4 protein-coding genes are annotated in these 4,499 nt (G+C 65.3%); 2 read left to right on the forward strand and 2 right to left on the reverse strand.

Annotated elements, in window-relative coordinates; all coding sequences use genetic code 11:
* Nucleotides 1-106 precede the first annotated feature (106 nt).
* Nucleotides 107-1,009, reverse strand: coding sequence for a DUF2381 family protein (locus tag KY572_RS46650; RefSeq protein ID WP_224250286.1), 903 nt, complete (start codon nt 1,007-1,009; stop codon nt 107-109).
* A gap of 819 nt (nt 1,010-1,828) precedes the next feature.
* Here KY572_RS46650 and KY572_RS46655 point away from each other — a divergent pair.
* The gene (locus tag KY572_RS46655) at nt 1,829-2,053 is read left to right on the forward strand and encodes a helix-turn-helix domain-containing protein (RefSeq protein WP_224250287.1); all 225 of its coding nucleotides are present in this window, start codon (nt 1,829-1,831) and stop codon (nt 2,051-2,053) included.
* Nucleotides 2,050-3,255, forward strand: a complete 1,206-nt coding sequence (locus tag KY572_RS46660) for a site-specific integrase (protein ID WP_224250288.1) — start codon at nt 2,050-2,052, stop codon at nt 3,253-3,255. Before KY572_RS46655 ends, KY572_RS46660 begins: the two co-directional genes overlap by 4 nt.
* 136 nt (nt 3,256-3,391) lie before the next feature.
* On the opposite strand, the gene KY572_RS46665 is transcribed toward KY572_RS46660, so the two are convergent.
* Nucleotides 3,392-4,228, reverse strand: coding sequence for a hypothetical protein (locus KY572_RS46665; RefSeq protein ID WP_224250289.1), 837 nt, complete (start codon nt 4,226-4,228; stop codon nt 3,392-3,394).
* Nucleotides 4,229-4,499 lie beyond the last annotated feature (271 nt).

The raw sequence follows: 4,499 nt of genomic DNA on the forward strand, positions 1-4,499 counted from the left end.
GCCCCTTCCGATACGTCGGACAATGCGCCAGTCGCTCACCATCTGGCCGGGCTTCAAGTCCAAGGGATCAAAATCCGGGAACATGCCGCGCACCTCTCGCCAGTGGCTACAGCGTCACCTCGGGAATGGACAGACAGCGGCTCCCATCACCGTTGCACACCCGCATCGCGTGCTGCGCCCGCAGCCATGCTTCCCACTCTCGCGCGGGCATCTCCACTTCCACGGCCACGCTCACCACACCGCCCGGCGGGATGGTTACTTGCCCAGAAAGGACCGCGCGAGCGCGGCGCGGTTCCCCTCCTGCGGGCGTGACTTCGGCCCACTCGGGTGCCCACGGCTCCCCTCCGGTGTTGCTCACTTCGAGGACAACCACGCTCCATGTTGTCCCTCCGAGGCCCCAGCACCGTGCGGGGCGAAGCTCCTCCCCGCGCGTCTTGAGGCACGCTCTCTCAAACTCTGCTCCCCTCATGCCCTTCTTGGTCACGAAGCCCGCGAGCGCCACGGCTGCCGGGCTCAAGGCTGCGGGCCGTGCCTTCAACGCCTCCAGTTCCTTGGCTTGCGCCTCGCACCGCTCGCGCGTGGCCGACAGTTCTACGCGGCACGCCTCGACGGTTTGCGGCGGGCGGCTCACGTTGACCAAGCCATCCGCTGTGCCCGGCTGCCCGGTCAGCAGGAACACGACGCTTGCGGGTGAGCCCTCGCGGTAGGTGACTCGCAACGCGAGCCGTTCGCCAGTCCCGAGTGCCACGGCGGGCGAGAGCGTCACGCCTGCATCCCCCACCTCGAATACAGCGAAGCGGGCGCGGCCCTCCACCTGGACAGACTCACGCAGAATCGGAGCGCCAAGCAGAATCACCGTGACGGTGCCAGGCGCGACGTAGAGCACCGGGGACTCTCCAGCCTTGCCCGTGAGAACGACGGAGCGCCCTGCGGGCGCGGCCTGTACCGTCGCTGTAAGGCCCACCAGCAGGGAGGCGAGCGCAAAACTTGGGGTGAAGGGTCGGAACAAGGCGGGGGAACCTCCCGGGTAGGCCCCCAGAGTAGCAGACAGGGGAGCGCCCCCGCTTCGAAGTCAGGCGCCGTCCATGCTCCAGACGTCGGCGTCCTTTCCGCGTGCCGTTCACGGCCCACCGCGCATGCCACGACTCATGCGCGAGGGCTCCACGCGCCCAGCAGGTGAGCCTGGGCGCGGGAGGTTCGACGCGCGGGTTCCACTGGCGCACAGGCCCGCCCCGATACGCGCATGGTGGCACCGGGCGTGGGGCCGTTGGTGGGCTCCGGTGGCACCGGGCGTGGGGCCATTGGTGGGCTCCGGTGGCGCCGGGCGTGGGCTCCGGTGGCACCGGCGGTGGCGCCGAGGTGCACCCCGTAGAAGTCCCGTAGAAGTCCCGTATGAAGTCCCGTCACCGCTCCGCGTCCGCCACGGTTCAGCCGCACCTTGCCCTGCACCGCGCACGCTCCATCCACCCGCCCGTATGGGCCCTTGGTTGCCCGGCTGCACGCTTGCCAATCACTGCTCGCGCTTCGCCCCGCGTCTGGACACAAGGCGCTGCGCTGTGTCACTCCTGCGTTGGGTAGTTCTGGGCAGGTTGGCGAGTTTGTGAAGGGCGGGTAGGGCGATGGGTGGGATCAACTCCCTGGAGGGGCAACCCTCCATGTGTGGCGCAGTCGTGCGCCGTTGGCTGGCCGGTAACACCACTGGCAGAAACGCCGAGAACACCGGCGAGGACACTGGCAGAAGCTCCGGTGACAACGCTAGGAACGCCAGCAGCAACGCCAGGGCGCGTCGCTGGTCACTCCAGGCGACGCCGCAGGAGGGGGAGCGGCCATGAGCGCGCCCCCTCTGGCTGCGAACACCGCGCCCGCGTTTCTCACCGTGGAGGAAGCCGCCGAACTTCTGCGGGTGAACCGGAAAACCCTCTACGAGGCGATCCGGCTCGAACAGGTGCCCGGCGTTGCACGGCTCGGGCGAATCCTCCGCATCCACCGGGACACGCTGCTAACGTGGAGCCCCGGTAACAGCAGACCTGCGCTCGGAGAGACGAAGTCATGAGCGTCAGACTGCGGCAGTGGAAGACCCAGGAGGGCAAGGTGCAAGAGGCGTGGTGGGTGGACGTCAAGTACCAGCACCCCAGCGGCAGGGTGGAGCGCATCCGCAAGGCCTCGCCCATCAACACCCGCAGGGGGATCAACACCCGCAGGGGGGCTGAAGAGTACGAGCGCCAGATACGCCATGCACTCCTGACCGGAACCTTCGGAAAGGAGAACGGCGTGGGTCGGGTTCTCACCCTCGGGGAGTTCGTCCCGCGCTTCCTGACGTACAGCGAGAACAACAACAAGCACTCCAGCGTCGTCACCAAGCGGCAGATCCTGGATGATCACCTGATCCCCGCGTTCGGCAACATGCCCCTTGATGCCATCGGTCCAGCGGAGATCGAAGACTTCAAGGCGGCCATGCGTAAGAAGCCCTCGGGGGCGCGCGCACGGAAGGAAGCCCCCACGCGGGCGGCCCTCCTCAAGCGCAAGGGCGCCGGTGCGGTGAAGCTGCTCTCCCTCAAGTCCATCAACAACGTTCTGACGGTGCTGCACAAGTTGCTGGCACTGGCCCAGGAACAGGGCGTGCTCCAACACGTCCCGCGCGTCAAGCTGTTCAAGACGGACAAGCCCGCCTTTGACTTCCTCACCTTCGAGGAAGCCGAACGCATGATCAACGCTGCTGAGCCGGAGTGGCGAACGTTGATCCTCGTGGCGCTCAAGACAGGGCTGCGGCTTGGGGAACTGATAGGACTCCAGTGGGCAGACCTGGACTTGCAGCGCGGCAAGCTCAACGTGCGCCGAACCATCTGGCGCGGTGTGGTGGGGCTACCCAAGGGCGGGCGGGAAAGAACGGTGGACCTGCCCGCGTCGGCGGTGGAAGCACTCAAGGCACACCGCCACCTGCGCGGCGCTTACGTGTTCTGCCTGCCGGACGGTCGCCCGCTCACCGCTGGGATGACCAAGCACCCGCTTCTGCGGGCGCTGCGTAGGGCAGGAGTCAGCCGCCCGGAGGGTTCCATCGGCTGGCACGACATCCGCCACACCTACGGCAGCCACCTCGCGATGCGGGGCGTTGCTCTCAAGGTCATTCAGGAGTTGATGGGTCACGCCACCATCGAGATGACCATGAGGTATGCGCACCTGTCGCCCGAGGCGCGGGAGAGCGCGGTGCAGGAACTGGATCGGCCCATCCCCCAGCCACGCGCCGTTCTGGGCTAGCGACGCCAGAGGGGCACACTGAGGTCACATGATGAAAACGAGGACAAAGAAAAACCCAGCAACCCGTTAAGATTGCTGGGCTTCTCGGGATGGAGGCGGCGGGAATCGAACCCGCAGACAGGGCCTCCGGAGAGGCCTATACCCAGTGAGCCACTTCGATCTCGAAGCGCTTGGCTTTCAGCTTCAGCAAGAGTCGGTAGAGCCGAGGTGAGATGAGGAGTTGCTCCCTCGGTCGTAGCACGCCCTGCCGAGCCCCGATGAGCTGCCGTGTCCGCACCCAGTCGCTTCCATCAAACCCTGCCTGTTTCAGCCATAGTTCCGAGAGGCGGTTGAGCCCTAGCACATGTTTGCGTGGGCACCGATGGCGTCCCCGCTCGTCCAGGTCAAAGGGATCATCTCCCACGCGAGTGGGGGGGACGATGTCCACCGGCTTTGAGGTGACGACAAGCTGACGCCACTCCTCGGCAAGCTTCCCCGTCTTGTTCTTCACCGGCAGGTATTCCGCGCCGGTGATGCCGTGCTTGCGGAGAGCAGAGACCAGCTGGGCGGAGACGACGACTTCTCCCGCAATGGTGACTGCCAGATCCTTCTTCTTGGGGATGCGCCGCACATCCAGGCGCAGCTCCGTCAGCTGCCGTGCCCCTGCTCCACAATGAGGGCATGCCGCAGCATCGTCGTACTCTGTCCCGCACATCTCACCAGGCGGCTCAAACGTTGGACGGATGAGCAACTGGAGCAACTCCGCAGCCTCCAACTCCTTTCGCGTGTAGTCCCTGGAGATGTGTGAGTACGTAAAGAACGCTCTGCCTTTCTTCAAGAACTCACGGTCAAGGTCCGCAATGAACTTGACGCGAGGATCCTCCATCGGCAGCACGATCTTCCGGACGCTGTCTCCCAACATGGTCCCCAGTTCTGGCTCGAGGAACATGTCCGCATGGCCCGCGGGAACTCGAAACTCGATCGTCTCTCGCATGGTTCTCAGGGGCACCCCTTTCAAGGTCGTTGATGAAGCAGGAAAGAACGGGAAGAGAGCGCTCTGCATGCTGAGGCGGGAATAGAGGGCGACCGTCGTGACTGCTAGGCCTCCCGCAACCGTTCACGGGGGTGGAAGCTGGTTGAGGGGAGCAGGCAGAGCCTGAGCCGACGTGATAGGTAGGTATTGGAGCATTCTACCTACAGAGTAAGCACGTCCGGCATCCCTTCTCCTGGAGCTGTGCGGTGGCCTTCGATGCAATCCTTGAACG

It is taken from the genome of Hyalangium gracile, from assembly GCF_020103725.1.
Classification (GTDB): domain Bacteria; phylum Myxococcota; class Myxococcia; order Myxococcales; family Myxococcaceae; genus Hyalangium; species Hyalangium gracile.

Coding starts and splice junctions, on each gene's coding strand:
- KY572_RS46660 (WP_224250288.1), top strand. CDS start 2,050: ATGAGCGTCAGACTGCGGCAGTGGAAGACCCAGGAGGGCAAGGTGCAA.
- KY572_RS46665 (WP_224250289.1), bottom strand. CDS start 4,228: ATGCGAGAGACGATCGAGTTTCGAGTTCCCGCGGGCCATGCGGACATG.
- KY572_RS46655 (WP_224250287.1), top strand. CDS start 1,829: ATGAGCGCGCCCCCTCTGGCTGCGAACACCGCGCCCGCGTTTCTCACC.